Consider the following 20686-nt stretch of genomic DNA (forward strand, 5'->3'; position numbering starts at 1 on the left):
ACACATTGTGTCTTTCACACCATGCTGATGTCTGATTCAGACTCAAACATCAGCATGGTACTACAAGTGTAAACTACATTATCCCACGCTTTCTCCATAGGAATAGGAAAATGAACAAACAAATGCTTGTTCTGAATTTTTCCATTTATAATTTCAATCACAATCTGTTTTGATTCACTGCCCAGCGTGGTAGTAATGGTCAAGTCTCGAGCAAGTAATGCAGCCGCTCCCAATGCACACCAAGCACAATTACCCCACCAGCCCATATCTCCTGACTGGATCCAAAAGTTTGTTGGTGCAGCAGAAAAAGGATGTGCGACCCATACTTCGTGCGACACTGGTTGTAGCACGACACCATGGTATTCTTGTAATGCTTTTAACGCCTCCACAACACTGGCCACTTGAATGCCAAATATATCACTTAGCTTGCTAACACTGGGGGCTTTTGCATACTCAATGAAGTGCTTCATGATCTGGAAATGAAGGCTGGCATGAGTTAATTCCATGAGTACCTCAACATATTAAGTGGTTGTGTAAAATCTAGTGGCCATCTCTTAGAATTGCAAAACTATGACTCAGTCGAATTTTAAGCTTTGATTAAAACACCTAGTAGTGATTTCCCTGTAATACTCCCACCTTGGCGTGCTAACGGGAACCCTGCCCAATTCACCTATTGCTCTTACACGCTACCTTGCATTCAGTCCAAATAAATCCAACTAAGATCTCATCAATGACAGTGTTTAGTTCATTTTCATTCAATTTTTTCATAACCTCATCAGCTGCGTCTTGCAGTAACCTGCCAATGTACTAAATCCGCCTACAACCTTTAAAAAGGCTGGGAAAATTAGCATATCGCTACTGCGATTCGTTTGCATATAAACGTGCTAGCAAATTTGTATTATCTGGACATGTTAAACGTAAAAACTGCATAAACTCAGTATCTGAGAACACTCTACCGTGATGAGATGAAACATAGTGCTGAACACGAACCCCTGCCTTTTTAATATGTTTATTGAGCACCTCTGCTCGATAATAAACATCTCGACTTGGCCAACTATTTGGTGAATGAAACCCTTGTTTTAAACTGCTCCCAAACATATCTTCTGCAAATAAAATCTGCTGCTCAGGGAGGTATACGACAAGGTTATGATCTGCATGACTGCTTGGTACATCAAAAACCTGCACCTTATTATCTGCAAACTTAAGCCCATGAGATAACAGCCCGGCCTGATTCGGGGTTAGAGGCAACCCTAGACTTGCCTCTACCGCTTGCTGATGTTTTGCCAACAACAATAACTGCGCGCCATGTTCCATTACTTCATTTAGTCCCATTAGATGGTCATCATGATGATGAGTCACGATAAATTGAGACACCGGCTTAGTGTTGCCAGTAAACTGGTGCAGCATTGCAAGCCTTTGTTTCCACGTAAATGTATCATCAGGCATTTGCCATGAGCCCATTGAAATATACGATGCACCAATATCGACAAACAACGTAAACCCCCAGCCTTGTCCCACCAAAAAAGCACCTTTAACAATTTCATTGACGCTCGGCTGCGCAAAATCTAAAAACGTATCTTTAATACTAGGTTGATAATGCTTGGGTTTATGAAAAATCGAGCCATCAGGTGTCTTCAATGAAATATGTCTGTCGGTAACATGCCTCACAACAGTTTGCTTACGACTTACAATTGTTTCACTCGCCCACTTGAGGCCTTGTGTATTTTGCTCATGTGCTAAGAAGTCATAACGGGTTACTTTTCCATCACTGTCAATGAGTAAACGCGATAATAGGCCTGTTGCTTTATCAATATAAGCGGTTTTTTGTACCTTACTTTTCTTCCACTGCAAAACACTGTGTGGATCCCCTTGAATATATGCACTCCCCACACTGTTTATCCGCTTGCTATTGTCACTGAGCTCTTTAATCGTCAAAGTATCTATCCCCTGCTCCATACCAAGCGCCACAGAATCCCAGTCAACTCGAACACTGGGTTGATAGGTTTGCATACAATGATCAATACTCACCCCTTTTCCCTCTTTGAAGCGTCTGTCCACGGTTACCAATGAATGGTAGCCATAATTACCAATCAAATTTTGATCGCTGCGCTTAAACGCTTTGGCTTGTAGAGTAAAATCGATATCGAGCTGTTGTTTGTATTTATGCATGACTAAGCCATGTGGACCTTCTTCGGCATGACCGCTTTGGCCTTGCATATATCGGTAAAGTTCTTCTTCCACTTTTAACTGTTTTAATGAACTCAAGGCTTGAGCACCATATGCTGAAACGGCCTGCTCAATAATGTCACTTGCCACAGTATCAGCAACAACAAAATGGCTTTGACACGCAGCGATCCCGCTTATTAAGCATCGCTTTACAAACTTTTCCCTCAGTACTTTTTTAAAAAAATAAACACACATAGAAAAACGCCTTAACTTGAACACTTTAAAATCGTTACTTTGCTTTAAGGCACCAAAAGCACAACAATGGCAGGCTGAGGAAATCATGATGAATAGCTGATATCTATAATTTACAAAGAGTTACAAATTAATTTGATGCTCGACAGCACCATGCGAACTTCATATACTCGTGCTTACTTAAAGCCGTAAACCAAGATTTATGTCAGCCACTCAGCGTTTTTATATTGAAGAACACCTTATTGATTTATCTCGTTCTGAGGTCACTTTTGCGCAGCAAAGTACAAAGGTCGAACCTAAAGTTTTACAAGTGTTACTCTTGCTGGCTCAAAATGCACAAGAAGTGGTAAGTCATCAGCAGATCATGGATGAAGTATGGCAAGGCAGCGAAGTGGTTCCAAATGCTCTACAACGATGCATTGCTCGGCTTAGAAAAGTACTTGGTGACAATGCTAAATCTCCTAAGATAATTGCGACACATCCCAAAATAGGCTACCGGCTGATGGTAGAAGTACAATGGCTGCCCGAAAATAAACCCAAAATAACCACCATGCAAAGCTCGCAGAGTCTCAAACAGGCTCTATATTTTGGGCTACCGTGTTTTTTGATTATTATACTCGGCTTAGTGGCATGGTTACAGACACAACCTGAAGCATTAAACGTGAGTACTTTAAAACAGCTCACTTATACAGATGCCTTTGAAAGTGAAGTAACCTATAGCCCCGATGGACAATACATTGTATTTAATCGCCATACACACTCATGCCAAAGCCATATCTGGGCTAAAAACCTACAAACAGGTATTGAAAAACAACTAAGTATAGAGCCCGGCTTTTACCGCGATGCACGTTTCACACCGGATGGCCGTAACATACTTTATACAAAGCAACGCCACTGTGATCAAAGTAGCCACACGCAACATGAACCGATGCAGGCTAATTGCTGGCAAATCAATATGCTGAATTTTGCTACCGCCTTGAATACACCACAAGTTGCGACGGTACCCTATCAGTGCCAAGCCAACTCCATAACACGACCTGTGGCGCTGCCAAATCACCAATATGCATTTTTAAGCCGTCAAGGTAACAAGCAGACCTTAGTTAAGTTCAATGCACTAGAACAACACACAAGTACCCTATTTAACTTGGCAGGTCATTCAGTTTATACGTATGATTATGACCCAATACATGCTCAGTATGCCGTACTTTCCTTTAATCAAGAAAACCAGCATATGCTGAGCATACTCGATAATCGCGGCGAACTACTGCAACAACACACGGTAAATACAAACAATCAACAGCTGCTAGTAAGCCAGTTATCTATCCGTTTTTCGGATCATGGCAATGCATTGCTGGCAGTCTCACATGGTAAGCTTTATCGCCTAACACTGGATGGCAAAGTGACCGCGTACCAAAGTGCACTCAATGATATTATAAGCGCGCAATCTCACCCTTTAACTTCGAACATCATCGCCATCAAAGGCAATAAAGATACCGATATTGCACTCATCCCTTTAAGTGGTGAGCTAGACGTCAAAACAGAACAAGTCATGAACCAAAGCGTGCAACCATATCCAAGCTTTGCACGCTCTAAAAGCCGAGAAAAGTATGCGCAATTTAAACCAAATGGTGAGCTGATTGCCTTCATCTCTGCTCGCAGTGGAGAAGATCAGATATGGCTCTGGGACGGCAATCAAGCAAAACAACTGAGTAACTTTTCAAAGCCGAGTAAAATTGAGCAATTTAGCTGGTCTCCAGATGGCCAAAGCTTGGCGGTCATTCATAAAACCCAGCTCCACATCGTTAATTTGAATGGAGAAACTCACATCATTGAAGCGCCAGCTCCATTAGTGGAAGTACTAAACTGGCACCCTCAATCAGGGATTTTTGTCACTGCGTCACAACCCTCTGCCCATACACTTTGGCAACTGAACTTAAACGACCAAATTTTTAAGCCTCACTCAGTTGACGATGTTCAGTCTGTCTGGCTCACTGATCACGCCCTCTATATCAGTGACTTTGATGGGCAAGTATTTAAGCGAATGCTTAACTCTGAGACCACTGAATATAAACGAATGCCGACCCTGAATGGACACAGTTTGGTGTTATACAAAAAGCATTTTTATAGTTATGACATGAAATCAGGTTACTTATCGCAATACGACTTAAACGGTGTACTCATTAAAAAATTGAAACCACTGAAGCCCTTCGCATGGAAAATATCAGATATAAAAGGCGAGAACGTGTTATTGGAACAGCTTATCGAGCTGAATCAAGATGTTGTGGAGCTCAGCTTATAAGTTAGTGTGACATTTTTGTGTGTTACTAAAGACTCCCCACTTTCCAAAGCACCTGCTTTGTTGTGGCAATCGCATTGCTTTTTATTGGATCCATTTTTGGTACTCACAAGCAACTTGCCATTATTTTTAAAGAACAAGGTACGGCTGCTTGAGATTAAAGAGTGTCGCACTTCGGAGTTGAATTCGGGATAAAGTTAAAATTATAAAATTCATCCGACCTCCTAGTCGATTTTATAAAACGCCTTCCTTAATCTATTATAAAAACAGAATTAAAAAATAACCAGGGAAAACATTAAGGCTTTGATGTAGGCTTGGTATTTTTATAACTAAAAAAAATAAAAAACCAAAAAATTAGCAGGGCCAACTATGCAATTAAAAATATAGTGACACAGTAAATTCGATACCTAATTAGAGGTTGAATAATGACTTATCATTAACATCTCGATGCATGACATCAATTTCGATTATAAATGCGCTCGACTTTATTAAACCACTAAAATTTCATTAATGCCAATAACCGAACAATAAAACAACTTAGAAAAAGCACACCCATCACTCACATTAATTATAAACACCACCACACAATTTAATCTTAAAACCCCAATTAACAAACATTAAAAAACAAAATATAAAAGACAAAGCGCAATCACTTTAAAAACAGCATTGACAATTCAAAAAATAAAACTTAATAATAAATAATATTTTTAAGGAAGATAAATAAAATGAAAAAGAACGTACTAATACCAACAAGCATGTATGATGTACACGCTATTGCTGTTGAATACGCACTTAAAAAGTATAGTGATAAAGTGAATGTTATAAGATGGTTTTGCTGTGATTACCCATCTATTCAGGTGCAGACTTTTAATGCCGACAGCCTCTCTACGAACTTTTCAATTTCAGCTAAAAATCAGAGTTTTAACCTATCAGACATCGACTTAGTCTGGTATCGAAGACCAGGCTCTATCGTTGTTGACCTTGATAAAAACCATCCAGATTATGAACAGATTTGTCGTGAGAATAACCTCTTTCATAGAAACATTTGGGAACTTATACCTAAAGATGCGCGCTGGGCAAATCACTACATTGACTCTAAAAAAGCTGACTGCAAGCTTAAACAGTTAAGCGTAGCATTACTGTCTGGCTTGAAGATACCAAAAACAATATCAAGTAACGATCCAGAAAAAATAAGAGAGTTTATCGAAAGTAACTCTAAAAAAACAATATATAAAACTTTTAGCGGCATTCATGATTGGGAAGAAGAAAGAAAAATATTTCGACAGCATGCGACAACAATTACTTTGAAAGATTTACCTGAAGATGAAATGTTAAAACTGTCTAGCGGCATATTCCAAGAATACATAGAAAAAGAATATGAGCTTAGAATACTCTACCTTAATGGAAGGTTTATTTGTGCCAAAATTGAAGCTGATAAAGATGGTGAGGGAAAGCATGATTGGAGAGCGGCTGTAAAAACAGGGTTAAAGATCCACCCTTATACTCTCCCTAATGAAGTTTGTATTATGCTTGAAAAATTCATGAAAAGTTTGAATTTAGTTACTGGCTCAATTGATATGATAAAGAGTATAGATGGTGAGTACATCTTCCTTGAAGTCAATGAATCAGGTCAATTCATTTGGTTAGAGTTAGAGAATTCAGACATAAAGGTCCTTGGGCCATTTTGTAAATTTATTGTAGAGATGTCATCCAATGGCCTACACACAATAAATGAGGAAGAGATTTCTGCCAATGATATTTTCGGCAGAAATGACTTTGAGTCGATCTTAAAAGAAGACCTCAAAGAGCATATACAAGTAATATAATTTTAAGGAAAATAAAATGAAACTGGATAATAAAAAGTTATCATCAAGATCTTTGGGAAGACTAGTTGCTAAAGAGTTAACCGGTGATGCATTAAAGCGAGCTAGCGGCGCATCAAAAAATGAATTGATGGCCTCTAAATCCTATACGGATTCAAGCTTCAATGGACCTTGGGGTGACTGTGATCCTATACCATAGTCAGTATGTCAGAGTTATTTACTATCTGACTTAATCATACTAAACAACCGGAAGTAACTATTAGTTACTTCCTTCTTTAGGAGTACAACACTATGGGCAACTTACGCAATCTTATAGCCTTATACGGCGTACTGCTCTTCTCTTCAGCTACCTTTGCTAATTGTGGTCAACTATTTTCAAGCCTAGAGTCACAACTTCACATAGATCTCACAGAATTCGACCAAACGGCAAACAGGGGCTGGCGAGCACTTGCTGGGCAAAAGTGCTACGATGAGGCTGCTATTCTAATTGATCTATATATTGAACATACAAAAACTGACAGCAGTTCTCTACAATGGCACCTACTTCAGATGCATGCCATGGCTGGAAACACCCCGCAGGCAATTAAACTAGGTCATGAGATTGTGGCAAAAGCTTCCCCGAGCCAACCGACGTTCCTCTGGAAAGAGTATGTCCAGGCGACAGTCGCTTTTCTTGAGGGAGATAATCTTCAACTGCTTCGCAACCGGAATTTACTTGCCAGGCACAAACACTCTAAACCAAATGAAATGAACCTAATGGCCTTAGATAGACTTATAGCCAATATCAAAAAACCTTATGCAGACGCATATTTTGCGCAATAAAAGAGGCTCCACTGGAGCCTTCTTCAATTTTAGTTACCCGAATAATAGTAAGCACATGAGTTGCCTGTTTTGATATATGAGGCTATTCCACTAGTTAGAATAATAAAAAAATAAAAATGGACAGACACATTTTAAAAATTAAGCGAATTTCGAGGGGCTTTAAAAAGAATGGATTTTTTCACTAAAAAGTCTCAAAGAGCAACTTATATTAGATTTAAAATTAAAATAGGAATATTTTCATTTAAATAAACAATAAAAGTATAAATTTATAAGTAAGGCTACTAATATTCTTTACTAACCAACCCCCTTATGCCAACTCACATCATTTTTAGCTGCATGTACTCTTAATGCTGTTTGCGAACCTACAAAGTTACCGTAGTGGCTTTCAAAAATTTGTACCCTATCCAGCCAAGTTGCTTCTTCAATTATCAGTGATACAAGTATATCTGGCACATTCTTCGGTATGAACCCTTTCTTTTTAGGGTGAACATGGCGACCCGTCCAATCAACCAGTTCAATATAATCAAGCAAAGAGAAAGGTAATGTGTTTTCATGCTCCCCCGAACCAAACCGCTTTAATGATTTGGGCTGTTTTGTTTGGTATGCAGCCTCATTATCTTGATTGTTTTTTTTGCTTTTTCTTTAGTCTTTTGGAGATGCTTTATGCGCTCTTGAATCGATGTAAAGTCACTATCCTCTAGCTTGTTTGCCACGTTCGCTCGAATTGGGTTTAAATCTACATAAGCCATACAACTGAGCAGCGCTGTTTCGTCAAGTAAGGCTTGAGACTTATATCGCCCTTACCAGTATTTACCCGTGCAGTTATCTTCCTTGTTTGCTTCTTTTGCAATGTATTCATTAAGGTTTTTCATAAACCAGCACTGGATAACCATCTTTATCCGATTTCATAATCTAATGCCCCCAAAAACACTTGGTGAAGTGACGGCATCGCAGTTTTTTGTTACTCAGCCAATCAACCAAAAGAGGCTAATAACGCATAGCCCTTGTCCACATTTAATTGCGCCGTATTTACTCTATAGTAGTAACTTGCGGTTGATAAAAGCGCTTAGATTTCGAGTATGGCTTGAACGGCATACTCATCAAGATAAAAAAAGCTTAAGCACTTCGCATGGAAAATATCAGACATAAAAGGTGAGTACGTGTTATTAGATAAGCTTATCGAGCTGAATCAGGTTGCACTAGAGCTCGGTTTATTAATGCTTATCCCCGAAAATGGTAAAAAATCGCCATTTTAAAAGTATGAGTTTTCTACCATCTTCCAAAGGCACTTTTATTCATCTCGTAAAAACATAACTCGATAAATCAGATCGTCCTTTAATTGATAAATCACGAGTACTTCTAATGATTGCTCACCCCGACCGGTCATATGGAACTTAACGGCCTCTTTATCGACCACAAAATTACCATCAATAATCCTTTCACTAATAAAAGCTTTTTTATCTAAATCTTCAACTAATGATTTATATACTTTATCTAGCGCCTTCATCCCTTTAAAAGATAAATTGTTGGGAAAGTCGTAAACCTCTATCTCTTCATGAAATAGCGCTTTAAACGATGCATAATCATTGCTGTTGTACGCCACTAAATGATCATCAATTACCTGATGGGCCTCAACATTAGTCGTTTTGAAATTTTCCTGTTCTGCACCCACGGTAATAGGTTCACTTTTATCGATTTTGACCGTGCTACATGCAGATAATAGAAGCACCGAGACAAATGATAATAACTTCATATAAATCTTTCCTTGCATAAATAAGATTTAATTAAAAATGCCTGAGCACAGGCTTGTACTCAGGCATTAAAACATTTAACACAAACTAACTTGTAGCTAGTTTATAGTGTGTCTTCTAACCATTTGAAGAATTCACGTTGCCATACGATGCCGTTTTGCGGCGTCAGGACCCAGTGGTTTTCTTCCGGGAAGTATAAGAAACGGCTCTCTAAACCACGTAATTTTGCAGCTTGGAACGCCTGAATACCTTGGCCTAATGGTACGCGGTAGTCTTTGCCACCATGGATCACAAACATAGGTGCATCCCACTTATCTACATAATTAACTGGGTTGAACTCATTATATGTTTGGTTGATAGACGCATTGTCTTGCTCCCAGTATGGACCACCAAATTCATGGTTTACGAAGAATAGCTCTTCAGTTGTACCGTACATGCTGCGTAAATCGAAGATACCACAATGTGAGATGAAGGTTTTAAAGCGACCATCATGGTTGCCCGCTAAATAAAAAGCAGAGTAACCACCAAAGCTTGCACCAATTGCGCCAATACGCTTTTTATCAACGTAAGAGGCTTTAGACACATCGTCAATGGCATCAAGGTAGTCTTGCATCGCTTTACCACCCCAATCTTGCGTAATGTCTTCATTCCACTTAACACCATGACCCGGCATACCTCGGCGATTTGGTGCTACAACAATATAACCTTGTGATGCCATCACTTGGAAGTTCCAACGGAACGAATAAAACTGTGAAAGTGCAGACTGTGGACCGCCTTGTAAATAAAGCAGTGTTGGGTACTTTTTACTTTCATCAAAATTAGGTGGATAAATCACCCAAGTTAGCATTTCCTGACCATCTTTTGTCGTCACCATACGCTTCTTAACGGTTGGTAAGTCAAGGCCCGCATAAAATGCATCATTTACTTTGGTCAGTGCTGTTAGGTTTTTCTTACGCAGGTCGAAACGGAAAATTTCTGATGCGCGGTTCATACTGCTGCGCGTCACTACGAGATGCTTATCCATTGCCGCGACAATACCATTCACATCAAACTGGCCTTTTGTAAGTTGTTTGATCTTTGGCTTAGTACTGACTGATACTTGGAATAATTGGATTGTGCCATCGGTTGGCGCAACAAAGTAAATGCGCTTTCCATCAGGGCTCCATTTGAAGCTATTTACCGTGCCATCCCAGTGCTCAGTCAAATTAACTTCTTTGTTTTTGATGCGCACGATGATGTCGTTTTTATCCGCTTCATAACCTGGCTTATCCATTTGAAGCCACGCCAGATTTCCTTTCGAAGAAAACGCAGGGCTCTTATCATAACCTAGGTTGCTTTCGGTGATATTGGTGGTTTTTTTACTCGCTAGGTTATAACGATAAATGTCTGTGTTAGTACTGGTAACATATTCAGTACCCGTCAGCTTTTTACTCACATAGTAAATGTTCTCGCCTTTAGGGCCCCAAATGTAATCACTTGAGCCTCCAAACGGAGACGTTGGGCTTGAGTAAGGCTTGCCTTCCATGATGTCGACTTTCTTTTCAGTCGCTAAATCTTGATAGAATACGTGCTTAAAGCCACCATCATTCCACGTGTCCCAATGACGATAGTTCAAATCATCAAATACGTATGCATTCGCTTTAGAGAGGTCTTTATGCCTGTGGCTAGCTAATACTGATTCAATATTCACCTTTTCATGGAATAGCTTTTTACTGCCATCTGGAGAAATATTGCTATCAACTAATAAACCTTGATAGGCTTCTAATAGCTGAGCATTCCCGCCTTTAACAGGTACCTGATATACCTTGCTAGCAAAATCATTATTTGCCACACTCGGGGTCGTTACGCTATAAATGACATGGGTTTTATCTTTATTTAACCCAAGAGCAGTAACACGTTTAACTTCCCACAATTTCTCAGGGGTCATCACATCTTGCGCTGACGCACCTGCACTTACTGCAAGGCCTAAGCTTGCAGAAATAAGAATTCGCAACATAGCGAAATGCCTCCAAAAATAAAAACCTGTCTAGACTACATAAAACGGTCATAACTTAAAAGAAATCAAGGTGATTAACTGGTCACACCTATGTTTCAAATAGATTACAGTCGTTATCTGTGCAGCGATATGATGCATTAATGAAGAGCAAGTTGCAGTGCCAATGTAAATTGCACAAAAAGGTGAGGTCAGTATTTTTATCAGGAAAAAGGGGCTAATAAATAACCCCAACGTACTAATTTATGATATACACCCGCTCTTGCTAATCACGTTCAAGTCCGAGCTTTTTATATTTATCAACATTATCTTTTAACGTATTTTCAGCAAAGTAAAGCATGGCGTTGTGAAGGTGATTTGCCATCCCTTGACCATAATGTTCATACATGTCCAAGCAAATTGGGTCAGATAATACAGAGTCAGTAAACTTTAAATACCCTTCATAACCCACACCGTCAAACTCAACATCTGTCGCTTGTGTTTTATTCATAATGCGATTGGTTATGACATAATGTTGCTCAACTAGGGCTTGTACAACTGTACTGTCAATTGGCAAATTAAGTGACGATGTATATTTAGATGCCCACTGTTCAAAATCGCGCTGTTCAAGCTCTGCATCTTCGTTACTTAAATGCTGTAAAGATAAATAGTATTCATCCAAAGACCCCGCCTTTGCGCTTTGAGCCATCATATCTTTCCAACGTTCTACTTTCTCTGCCGGTAAATCTTTAAATAAAATATCCAAATTAGTTTGGCCATTTAATATGCTCATTGAATTCTCCAGGCTATTAATAATTAACTGTGTTTTTTCTTGCCTTTTCAACAGCATACTTTTCTGATCTTTGAGTGCTTGCAATAAGTTAAAATCCGCTGAAGTTAAGATTTTGAGTATATCTTCAAGACTGAACTCAAGCTCTCTGTACACTATAATTTGTTGTAAGAGAATTAAGTGCGTTGAGGTGTATTCTCGATAACCATTGTTATTTCTGTAAGGCTTTAATAAGCCCACTTTGTCATAATGGTGAAGGGTTCGAACACTTACCCCTGCTAATTTACTCAATTGACTAACACTGTAACGTTTTTCTTTTTTCAACTCGTAATCCAATAGTAACTGCAAAAAGACAAATACATCGTCAACTATCACGCAACGTAAGAGTCAAGGAGATTGACTATTATTTTTTAATTTAGGCATCTAATTCATCGTTTTAGATTCGCAATAACCTTAAAAAATTATAAATAACAGAGACTTGACGAACCATTTAAAATAAAGAAAAAACACCGATAAGAATCATGCTCCCACCCAAAATACGCAGTGGCATGTCCAACCCATGTACTTTTTCGTTTAAATCAGGAAATAGCTTGCCAAAAGCAAATAATAAAATGACAAACCCACTAATAAGCAGTATCACCCCATCCATTGTATGTGTTAAGTCCACGGATCACTCCTAACTATAAAATTTAACGAATCGTTTTACGTCAAAAAGTACATATTTAAAATTTCTTGCTGCACTTTATAGCTTGCGTATAAAAGCTAACACGTATTTTTTAAATACAAAAAACGGTTATAGAAAATTAAAATAGAGCATCAAATCACCAATTAATAAACTGTTATTGTTTCAAAAAACTAAGTCAAATTTGCATTAAAATACTATTTTAGAACAGTATTAATTTTGATTGTATCTCGAAGTATATGCTTTACATACACACCAAATACGATACCCAATGAATAAGCCATTAGGTCACTGAATTTAAAACCAAAACCGAGTACCAGTCCACCTAGCCAAGTTTGCCTAATAGAATTAAGCCAACTGCCTTGATACAGTTGGGAAAGTTCGATTGAGAAACAAAACAAACATGCAATAACTAACGCACACCGGTTGCTCATACTTGGTTTGAGCGCACACATTAACCAAAACACCATTAACGCCCATAAAAAGTCGCCTAAATAAAGGCTAACCCACACCGGAAATTCAATGATATCAGCCCTAGAAAACAGACCAAGGCCCATCGTTATTAGCGAAAAAAAACTATACGTTAAAGTAGCTTTGATTTTATTCATAAAAGAGGTAAACCATGTATTACACCAAGTATCAGTTATTTTCTGATTATACACATATCACTTCTATTTTAGTTTACGGATTTATCTTTAGAATGAGTATCAAGCCAATCTAAACAGATTGGCCATAGTATACTCGATTTGCGACTGAAGAATTTCATCTGGCCAATTTCTTTCAAACCATACTCTTTTGGTATTAACGTTATTGTTTCAGCCGCTGAGTTCGGACTAACTGCCATCATATCTTTCACATTTTTATTATTAGCGATAAAGTCATCTACTGCATTTACCCACATACTTGGGAAAGTGAGGTCGTTAAAATAGTGTTTATCTATGGTTTTTCCAAACGCAGTTTTTACATATCCACAGCCATTACACCAAGTACGCCACTGAGCAGCTACCGCTTTTGGTAATTTCTCCCCCATACCAAACCACTGCGATTTAGTATGACCAAAGATTAAATTTGAAAAGGGAATAAATACGTTCATAAAGAAATGGGACTTGAACTGATCTTGCACTTTCATATTCAACAACCGTCCCGAAGAACTGGCAAAATTGAACATAGATGATAACTCTATCGCATTGGGTGCCAACCCAGTGAGCTGGCCACCAGCACTGTGTCCGACAAAATGATATTTAGCGTTCGGAAACTCACGCTTTAATGTAGAGATGGCAGCTGGTAAATCCTATTGCCCCCAACTTTGTAACGTCGCAGAGTGCTTATCTACCTCACCATATAAAGATTGGTCTATTCCTCTATTGTCATAGGTAAGCACACCATATCCACTGTCAGCTAAAAACTCAGAAAATGCAGTATAAAATTTGGCGTTTGATCCCCGTCGCAGGACCAATGACAACAGCTCCTTTTACAGCTCCTTTGGGTAAAAACACCGTTGCAGAAAGCGGGTATGTATCTTCACAGTGAATGGTGATGTCTTGACAAGCAATATACGACATAAGTGTAAACAACCTGATGACAATGTAAGGATAGCTTACAACTGGTATAACCAGTTACCAACAGTAGTTCACCTGATTAGAGTTATTACTTAAACAAAAGGTCAACACCTATTGCAGATATCAATGAAAAAGTGCACCTAACAGAACACTCATACTGATAACGTTGGCCCGCCCGTAACCTTCTGCCAAATTAAGCCAACACATACATATCAACGGACGATAAAGCAAAATTGAATAAAAGAATATAAATATCAAAACATTATATTCAAACATCGTGATGGTCACTATCACTTACATAAATGCCAAAGCGTTAAGATACGATTGTACATTTAAGTTCAAGTACAAAAATAATTAAACATGACGAGCGAGATGAATACCTTCAAGCCTTTTCTTCCAATTGCCACCAGACTCTAAGGTACATGCTTCCTCCGTATCAAACAAAATCCGTTTTTTAATCCCTTTTATTTTTATATTATGCGTAAGTAACTTGCTCTCAATTGCCGCTTTAAGTGACTCTCCTTTCGCTTCACCGTAAGCCAGTAATAAGCTTTCTTGATTGTCAAAAACACACACTATGGTAAAACTCTCTGGAAATGTTTGATAGTTAACGACATGGGTTAACCATTCAAAGCCTTCATATATTTTCAAGGCGTCTTCGCATGCCTCGGTCAATGCTGCAACAATTGCTTTCTCTAGTTTTTTATCTGATTTACGCATAAGCTACTCATTACTCTGCCAGCCTTAACTTCGCTATGAGGCCGCAATATTTAAATTTTCGCTATATTAACGTTGTTCAATGAGCTTGTTAAGCTTGCAAATTAATAATTCCACGCATTCGATAGCACTGACAACACAGCTTTAGACTGTTGAAAAAGGACAGTATCGTTTGCGACAATCAGAAGGATATCTAGTAGAAAAGCATGTCGCTGAATATCACTTAATGGGGTGATTAAATCGAGGCTATTTTGCGCACTTGTAATTTGCTCAGTGGCGGCTATTAAAGCGATTTGTCTAATTTAGTGTCCATCACCATTACACACACTTAATTTATTCACATCCATTACCAAGTAGAAAGTGCGTTTTTAAGCCCATAACCAAACCAATGTCATTATTGGCCACAATAATTTTAGAATATTAAATTTATAGCTTTTAAATTTCAAAAATAAAAACACACCCTTAAATTAATATTTACTTAACAAATAATAAACCAAATTAAAATAAAACATGGGTATTATTTTTCCGTCAACAGGCGCTTCGATAAGTAAAATTAACTTTATAAGGATAAAAAATGAAAAAACTACTTACAGCACTTGCTTTAACGGCCCTTTCTACTTCTGCAATGGCAACAACAGCAACCATATATTCATATGACCAAGTATTGAATGCTCCTGTCGTTGCAGATCCAACTATTTACGCACATGTCGATGTAGTAAAAATTGTAGCGGTCTCTGACTTCGATTTTGAGAACAATAACGCACAACAAATTCCAGGTGTACAATATGATGAGCACGGCTTTATATACTACACAGGTGAAGGTAGCCAACCGCGCGAAGTCATGTCAGGTGAAGTTGTTCTTAATCTTGAATGTAACTTGAGTAAAGAGCCTGAGCATGCAGGTTTCAAAGGTATGACTTCTATTGCTATTACTTTAGAGCCTGGCGCTGAATATGAACTATATGCAGTTCAAGATTCTAAAGCGATGGGCTGGTTTGGTATGCCTAGAACTAACTTCTACCGCTGTGTACCTGGTATCAGAAAACGCTAATCATATAGGATAAGCCCTGTTGCACAACAAAGGCACTCAAGGAAAAATGCTTTCTTTCCTTGAGCTGCCCAGTCACATAAAGCGAGGCTCTTTTCTATAGCTGTGCTTTTAACTCTGCCACTTTTTTAGTAAGTCTTTCAAGCTCCCCATAGCCAGTTTCTTTAGAAAGTTTATAGGCTTGCTTATATACTTTAAGCGCCTCTTCTGGTTCTTTGTTTTTCTCTAATGCTTCTGCTAACCATACATAATTTTGCGGGTATTTGTTCATCTCATATGCATCTGCATTACGTCTAAATACAGTCACTGCGCCAGCATAATCTTTACGTTTCATCAACTCCATAGCCAAGGGTACATAAATTTCTTGAGGCTGCCTTGCTGCACTTCCATATTTTTTCATAATACCGAATTCATGTTCTAAAAACTTTTTGCTCGTAAAGTTATCTCTCACCTCTTGGGGCAACTCCATATCTGAAAATATAAATTTAAGCGCGAAATAATTGTTTAACAAAGGCGCCGACATATGCCCTTCATCTTCAAACTCTTCATGCTTCCAAACTAATTGACTTGGTGCAGCAGCTTTAATTTCTTCTACGAAGCGCTTTAATGAGTGTCTATTCCCATCCTCTTTGCCAACGCCAAAATAGATTCTTTTATTAAATTTTGGTTTTGTACTCAAAAATGACTTTACTTCTCTTACAGGCTCTTCTTTGTTCCACCAAAACGCGGGGCCCATTACGATATAAGCATCAAATAAGTCAGGTGATTCCATAGACGTGTATGCAGTAAATAGACCCGCAACTGAGTGCCCTTCTAATACTCGAAATTTATTGGTTCTATATTTATTATCGATATATGGGATAAGCTCATCCCCCAAGAAATTAAGAAATGCTTTACCCTCACCACTTTCTTCGATTCCATCCATCTTTGTTGGCGTGAAGTCCTTCATTCGATTTTTGCTTTTAATACCTACTATGATCATTGGCGGAATACTACCAACACGGGTCAACACATCCACACTACCCACAACATGTTTTAGATTTTGAACACCGTCTAAAAGGTAAAGCACAGGATAGCGCGCATTTGAAGATTCATATCCATCAGGCAGGGAAACCACGATGGTTCTGTTTTCACTCAGTGACTTTGACTTAAATTCAAAACTTTTTGCTATGCTAACATCAGACCCTGCGTGTACATTGAATTGAAACAGCAGTATTAATATAAGTACGACTTTATACACCATATATCCTTTATTTGTTCTTATCTTTTTCTGTAAAAACCACTCTAACCAGTCACTGCTCCGATCCATTAAAACTCTGCACTCAACTTGGCGCAGATTAAATGTAATGTAAAACAGTGAGCGGAAAGTTTTCAAAATACGCTTATTTTCCAAAACACAGCGTACCTCAGGGAGTTTAGATATTAACTTTATGATAAGGTTCATTTTAATTTCATTCATAACACGAAGTTAAATGACTTTTCTCTCAGCAAACCATTCTTCACTGGCAATACATAGAACTGCGCAACAAGATAAACGCAAGTCAATTTGTACATTTTCTAAAAACATTTACCAAAGTGCTAGGGGCACAGTCAATGCACTTACCCCAAATATATTCCGCACTAATTTGCGCCAAAATGCGCATCCTTTAGTTGCGTGATGACGTCAGTACTGACCCAGTAAAGATTTGAAAGGCCATTTGGTTCATTGTAACGAGCAAAGAACAAATACTTACCATCTGGCGATACCCTTGCCACGGTTTCTGAGTAATTCGAATTAACAGTAGGCCCTAGATTTATAGGCTTAGACCAGCCGCCATCCTGCTCTTTGAAATAAACAAATAGATCACTGTCTTTTCTCTCCTTATCATCTCGATTTCGAGCATTTACCAATAAATAATCTTCATTTGGCGATATGAAGCCATGGATCCCAAACTCAATATCCATCGGCTTGGCATCTAAAAATCGGCCATTGACCTTTTGCGCCGTATACATTTTCCGCTCTGACATATTGGTAAAAATCATGTCACCATCAATACCTTGATTAAAATCTGAGAGGCGCCCTGTATTTAATGGCGATTCGAATCTTTTTGCCTCACTCAAGCCTCCATCTTCACGAGAAACATACCAAATGCCAGACTCTTTTGAGCCAGATGTGCGCCCTGTAAAATAGACTCTCGGTTCATTAATGCTTGCATAGGGGACCAACTCATACTGCATCTTCCCCTTGGTAAAACGAGCTTCCACAGGGTTTGTCCATCGCCCATTTTCAACTTTTGAATGCATGATTTTTGGACTGGTATCTACACCTTCGATTTCGTCCAATGCGGTAAAATACATTTCTTTTAAATCTGGAGAAAAAGATATCCCAAACTCATAACGACCTGCCATTGACACCATCCCTGGCGCAAATAGCTCAGGTGTCAAACCTGGTACTTGCTGTCCAAACCAATCACCTTTTAATACAGGGAAAGCTTCAGTAGCGTTAGCCCCACCCGCCATAGTCATTGCTAAACAGACTGCGTTGATAAGCGATTTTATTTTATTCATGACGAGATCCTTTATTTTATAAACGAAAAACCGTGCTGGTTTATCCAATTTATTATGATTGTAATAATGAGTTGTTTAGCATCTTTACTGATGTCGCAAAGCGATAACCAATCCCACTTGGTAATTACATATGCTAAACATGCCATTTAGGCGACTGGGGTCAATGTAACAACCTACGGAAAAAGTGGGTGTAAACTAATGTAAAACGTTAAGCTCGTCTTGAAGTTCCGCGAACAGCTTATACTTAAAAAAAGATGCGAAATGAGCACAAAAGCAGGTTATTGCTCTGCAATACTGCTAAAAGTTTACATAAAGAAATGTAAAAACAGCCATTCAATATCCAAGCTGCCCTCAGGTATATATTGTCAGTAAAAGTTATCGGGTTATCGGGTTATCGGGTTATCGGGTTATCGGGTTATCGGGTTATCGGGTTATCGGGTTATCGGGTTATGTTGCAATAACCAACCTCGCAACCAAACAACAAACTCTTTTGGTGATGGCATGCGTGCAGTATGGCATCTCTGTGCAATTTTCTTCGCACAAGCGTGAGAGTCATTATTGTCGAGAAATAACACCCACCCTGGATACTGTTTATCGATTGCTTCAAAGAGCGCTTGTTGAGGCACATTCATTGATTTATATCTTTGATACTTTTTGATGAACTGCTGGTAGTCGTGCCCCCGTTTCATTTCTCTCTCAAGTTCCCGTTGATAGCGAATATCCTCATCTATATATAAATAGACAAACAAAGAAGGCAACCTCAGTGACTCAGCATTATCAATGAATAAATCCGCCGCCTTTTGATGCTCGATAAAACCTCTGTCAGGATAAATCCAGCTAAGCCATATCACTTGAAAAATATCTCCATCCAATAGGCTGTATTCATTCTGTGTTGCGATATGGCTTCTTTCTAACTGCTTTAATGCATACCAATGGGCTGGCTCTGGAGATGGGCGCTCTGGAAATAATTCGTTCACTTCAGGGATTCGACAATATCCATGTTCTTGTTCAAGTATGCTAGCCACCGTGCTTTTTCCAACTGCTGGGACTCCTTCCAACGTGATCACAAAATTTTTCTTACTCATTTACAAATTCACTGCGCATGTATTTTTCCCCTACTTACTTCCACATATCCTCATGGTACAAGATAGGAGTTGTGATTTTCCTATCTTCAAAGTACGCCTATTACACAACGCTATAAAAGGCCAAGCTATACATTATTAACCCGCACGCAATGCCAAAATAGATGCGATGTCATCCGTGTCTTCAAACTGGTTTAAGCTTTCATTTTGGGTCTCAATTGCAACAATTGACATTCTATCCGCCAACTCGTTACCTTCAATTCCGACATGTCCATTTACATGATGTACATTAACGGTTGAGGCAATTTCTTGGTATATCGCAAAGGCGGGTTGAATAATGTCTAAGTTTTTTATTTCACCACCTGATTTAACCCAGCCTTTCTTTTGCCAGCCGCTCGCCCATTTAGTGATACAATCTATCGAGTACTTTGAGTCACAAAAAATGCCTACCGACTGACCGTTTTCCAGCTTGCTCTTGGCTATGTGCAACGCTTGATTTAAACCGCGTAACTCTGCGGTATTATTTGTCCCAACGGGCTCATACAACCCATACCAAAGCTCGCTTAAAGCGTTATCTTGATATATGGCAATACCCGTTCCAGCCTCGCCGGGATTAGGATCACACGCACCATCAGTGAAGATTTTTATATCATACGGCAACGAGTTAATTTGGGCTTGTGACAACGGGCTAGACTTAGATGTCTTATTGGATTTATTGATTTTCTCTTTAAACTCAGCCTTTCCGCCAAATGCAGCTTCGGCCTCAGCTAAGCTTGAAAACGATTTAAACTTGGCCCCTGCAAAACCATCAACTAAAGCCTGACACTTTGACCACGTATCAAAGATCCCTTTTTCCCGACCTTTCCAAACAACATAATATTTTTTAGCCAAGCTATTCTCCTAACGCCTTCAACTTATAGCGCCGTGCCTAACAGCGAACGTAAAAATAAGTAATTAAGAATGGCAGTGTACGGTAAAAATACGTCAAAGGTAAGTCTCCGAATACGTCTAAATACGGAACCAATACGTGCTTTACCCAGCACTTAGTGCAAATTTAAAGCTAAGACGTATGTAAATGAGACATGGTTTCAACTTTCGATACGTAGTGGCACTTATCTAACCAATATCGACACTTAAAAGCTTCTCAGAGCCCAGCAACAGGTAAACAACAAGATTAAA

Annotated in this window: 19 protein-coding genes and 1 pseudogene; 5 read left to right on the plus strand and 15 right to left on the minus strand. The window is 38.8% G+C overall.

The annotated features are described in order from the left end of the window. Window positions 1-14: 14 nt before the first annotated feature. Both merB and S4054249_RS12670 read right to left on the minus strand, forming a co-directional pair. On the minus strand, window positions 15-506 hold the full coding sequence (gene merB / locus S4054249_RS12665) for an organomercurial lyase (RefSeq protein WP_196764538.1): 492 nt from the start codon (window positions 504-506) through the stop codon (window positions 15-17). Window positions 507-855: 349 nt separating this feature from the next. Continuing rightward, the gene (locus tag S4054249_RS12670) at window positions 856-2421 is read right to left on the minus strand and encodes a hypothetical protein (protein WP_046357084.1); all 1566 of its coding nucleotides are present in this window, start codon (window positions 2419-2421) and stop codon (window positions 856-858) included. Window positions 2422-2620: 199 nt separating this feature from the next. Between S4054249_RS12670 and S4054249_RS12675 the strand changes: the two genes are divergently transcribed. The 4 genes from S4054249_RS12675 (at window position 2621) to S4054249_RS12690 (ending at window position 7359) form a co-directional block, all read left to right on the plus strand. Further along, entirely contained in the window at window positions 2621-4717 is a 2097-nt protein-coding gene (locus S4054249_RS12675; RefSeq protein ID WP_046357083.1) for a winged helix-turn-helix domain-containing protein, read from the plus strand. Window positions 4718-5439: 722 nt separating this feature from the next. After that, the gene (locus S4054249_RS12680) at window positions 5440-6540 is read left to right on the plus strand and encodes a hypothetical protein (protein ID WP_046357082.1); all 1101 of its coding nucleotides are present in this window, start codon (window positions 5440-5442) and stop codon (window positions 6538-6540) included. Window positions 6541-6556: 16 nt separating this feature from the next. Continuing rightward, on the plus strand, window positions 6557-6736 hold the full coding sequence (locus S4054249_RS12685) for a hypothetical protein (protein ID WP_046357081.1): 180 nt from the start codon (window positions 6557-6559) through the stop codon (window positions 6734-6736). A 92-nt stretch (window positions 6737-6828) separates the two neighbouring features. After that, a complete protein-coding gene (locus tag S4054249_RS12690) occupies window positions 6829-7359 on the plus strand; it encodes a hypothetical protein (protein ID WP_052961045.1) in 531 nt (176 codons plus the stop codon). Window positions 7360-7653: 294 nt separating this feature from the next. Here S4054249_RS12690 and S4054249_RS27305 read toward each other — a convergent pair. The 9 genes and pseudogenes from S4054249_RS27305 to S4054249_RS12725 form a co-directional block, all read right to left on the minus strand. Beyond that, window positions 7654-8237, minus strand: a pseudogene (locus S4054249_RS27305) (alpha-amylase family glycosyl hydrolase); the annotation flags it as partial. A gap of 413 nt (window positions 8238-8650) precedes the next feature. After that, on the minus strand, window positions 8651-9112 hold the full coding sequence (locus tag S4054249_RS12700) for a nuclear transport factor 2 family protein (RefSeq protein WP_046357080.1): 462 nt from the start codon (window positions 9110-9112) through the stop codon (window positions 8651-8653). A gap of 101 nt (window positions 9113-9213) precedes the next feature. Continuing rightward, window positions 9214-11106 carry a S9 family peptidase gene (locus tag S4054249_RS12705; RefSeq protein ID WP_046357079.1) on the minus strand — a complete coding sequence of 631 codons (1893 nt, stop codon included), beginning with the start codon at window positions 11104-11106 and terminating at the stop codon, window positions 9214-9216. 262 nt (window positions 11107-11368) lie between these two features. Continuing rightward, window positions 11369-12196, minus strand: coding sequence for a MerR family transcriptional regulator (locus tag S4054249_RS12710; RefSeq protein ID WP_052961043.1), 828 nt, complete (start codon window positions 12194-12196; stop codon window positions 11369-11371). A 166-nt stretch (window positions 12197-12362) separates the two neighbouring features. After that, window positions 12363-12539: a hypothetical protein gene (locus S4054249_RS26585; protein WP_155401394.1), complete on the minus strand. Its 177-nt coding sequence runs from the start codon at window positions 12537-12539 to the stop codon at window positions 12363-12365. A gap of 212 nt (window positions 12540-12751) precedes the next feature. Then, window positions 12752-13162 (minus strand): DUF2809 domain-containing protein, encoded by a 411-nt coding sequence (locus S4054249_RS12715; protein ID WP_046357078.1) that lies wholly within the window; start codon window positions 13160-13162, stop codon window positions 12752-12754. Window positions 13163-13230: 68 nt separating this feature from the next. After that, window positions 13231-13683 carry a hypothetical protein gene (locus S4054249_RS27235; protein WP_331245599.1) on the minus strand — a complete coding sequence of 151 codons (453 nt, stop codon included), beginning with the start codon at window positions 13681-13683 and terminating at the stop codon, window positions 13231-13233. Between the two features lie 162 nt (window positions 13684-13845). Further along, entirely contained in the window at window positions 13846-14016 is a 171-nt protein-coding gene (locus S4054249_RS27240; protein WP_331245598.1) for a hypothetical protein, read from the minus strand. Between the two features lie 451 nt (window positions 14017-14467). Beyond that, a complete protein-coding gene (locus tag S4054249_RS12725; protein ID WP_046357077.1) occupies window positions 14468-14833 on the minus strand; it encodes a hypothetical protein in 366 nt (121 codons plus the stop codon). A 571-nt stretch (window positions 14834-15404) separates the two neighbouring features. On the opposite strand from S4054249_RS12725, the gene S4054249_RS12730 reads away from it, so the two are divergent. Then, window positions 15405-15881, plus strand: a complete 477-nt coding sequence (locus S4054249_RS12730; protein WP_046357076.1) for a hypothetical protein — start codon at window positions 15405-15407, stop codon at window positions 15879-15881. A gap of 94 nt (window positions 15882-15975) precedes the next feature. On the opposite strand, the gene S4054249_RS12735 is transcribed toward S4054249_RS12730, so the two are convergent. From S4054249_RS12735 to S4054249_RS12750, 4 genes are all read right to left on the minus strand, one after another. Continuing rightward, on the minus strand, window positions 15976-17187 hold the full coding sequence (locus S4054249_RS12735) for an alpha/beta hydrolase-fold protein (protein WP_167354841.1): 1212 nt from the start codon (window positions 17185-17187) through the stop codon (window positions 15976-15978). 311 nt (window positions 17188-17498) lie between these two features. After that, window positions 17499-18425 (minus strand): PD40 domain-containing protein, encoded by a 927-nt coding sequence (locus S4054249_RS12740; RefSeq protein WP_046357075.1) that lies wholly within the window; start codon window positions 18423-18425, stop codon window positions 17499-17501. Between the two features lie 431 nt (window positions 18426-18856). Further along, a complete protein-coding gene (locus tag S4054249_RS12745) occupies window positions 18857-19510 on the minus strand; it encodes an AAA family ATPase (protein ID WP_052961041.1) in 654 nt (217 codons plus the stop codon). 135 nt (window positions 19511-19645) lie between these two features. Then, entirely contained in the window at window positions 19646-20398 is a 753-nt protein-coding gene (locus tag S4054249_RS12750) for a ribonuclease H family protein (RefSeq protein ID WP_046357074.1), read from the minus strand. Between the last annotated feature and the right edge of the window lie 288 nt (window positions 20399-20686).

Origin of the sequence: Pseudoalteromonas luteoviolacea (genome assembly GCF_001750165.1) — a bacterium.
In the GTDB taxonomy this organism is placed as follows: Bacteria; Pseudomonadota; Gammaproteobacteria; order Enterobacterales; family Alteromonadaceae; genus Pseudoalteromonas; species Pseudoalteromonas luteoviolacea_G.